General features: G+C 67.9%; 1 protein-coding gene. It reads left to right on the plus strand.

Going from position 1 to position 1,410, the window contains the following annotated elements; genetic code table 11:
- Window positions 1-56: 56 nt before the first annotated feature.
- Entirely contained in the window at window positions 57-1,247 is a 1,191-nt protein-coding gene (locus ACWD01_RS37445) for an IS701 family transposase (RefSeq protein WP_451168454.1), read from the plus strand.
- Window positions 1,248-1,410: the final 163 nt, after the last annotated feature.

Raw genomic sequence — 1,410 nt, forward strand, 5'->3', positions numbered from 1 at the left:
TAGTACTGCAACGGTCTTTTGCGTGACGGGGCGGCGGCTGGTGCGTTGTGCTGGTCATGGGGTGGGAGAGTGTGCGGGCGGGTGCCCGGGAGTGGTCGGCGGGGCTGGTCGAGCTGCATGAGCGGTTCCTGCATCGGTTCGCCAGGAGTGAGCCGCGTGAGTCGGCGCTGGCGTATATGCGGGGGCTGGTCGCTCCGTTGGAGCGGAAGAACGGCTGGACGCTTGCCGAGGAGGCTGGTCATGCGGGTCCGGACCGGATCCACCGGCTGCTGAATCGGATCGAGTGGGACGCGGACGAGGTCCTGGGCGACGTGCGCGACTACGTGGTCGAGCACCTCGGCGACCCGGAGGCGGTTCTGATCGTCGACGACACCGGCTTCCTCAAGAAGGGTGTGCGCTCGGCGGGGGTTCAGCGGCAGTACTCCGGCACCGCTGGACGCACGGAGAACTGCCAGATCGGCGTGTTCCTCGGCTATGCCACCGGTCGTGGCCGCACGTTGATCGACCGCAGGCTGTATCTGCCCACGTCGTGGACCGACGACCGCGAGCGGTGCCGCCGCGCCGGCATCGACGACACCGTTGGTTTCGAGACCAAGGTCGCCATGGCGAAAGCGATGGTCCGACGCGCGATCGCGGAGAACATCCCGTTCCGGTGGGTGACCGCGGACGCCGCCTACGGCTTCAGCAAGGGCTGGCGGCACGAACTCGAGCAGGCCGACATCTTTCACGTCATGGCCACCACCCGGCACGACACCGTGGTCACCCGCCGGGCGATCGACCACCCCGTCCACGACCTGTTCCACGAGCTGCCCCGGCAGAAGTGGAAGCGACGCTCCTGCGGCAACGGCGCCCATGGCCCGCGGGTGTTCGACTGGGCCCGCGTCGAAGTCCGGCCCTGGCACCGGCCCGACCGCCGGCACTGGGTCATCGCCCGCCGCAGCGTCCGCCGGCCCGAGGAGATTTCCTACTACATCGCCTACTGCCCCGCCGGCACCACACTCGACGAACTGATCCACATCGCGGGCAGCCGCTGGGCGATCGAGGAATGCTTCCAGACCGCGAAACAGGAATGCGGTCTGGACGACTACCAGGTCCGCCGCTACGACGGCTGGCACCGGCACATCACCCTGGCCATGGCCGCCCACGCCTGCCTCACCGTGCTGCGGGCCCGCGAGCTGGACACCGGGAAAGCAGAAACGGATCCTCCCAGCTCGTACCTCTCACCCTGCCCGAACTCAGGCGTCTGATCCACCGCCTCACTCGCCGCCGCCCAGCACCCATCGACCACGTCCTGCACTGGTCACACTGGCGACGCGGACGACAACACCAAGCCCGTATCAGCCACTACAAGCGACGAGGCCACACACCACCAGAAACTGCCCCACCGTCACGCAAAAGACCGTTGCAGTA

Source organism: Streptomyces sp. NPDC002835 (assembly GCF_053591995.1).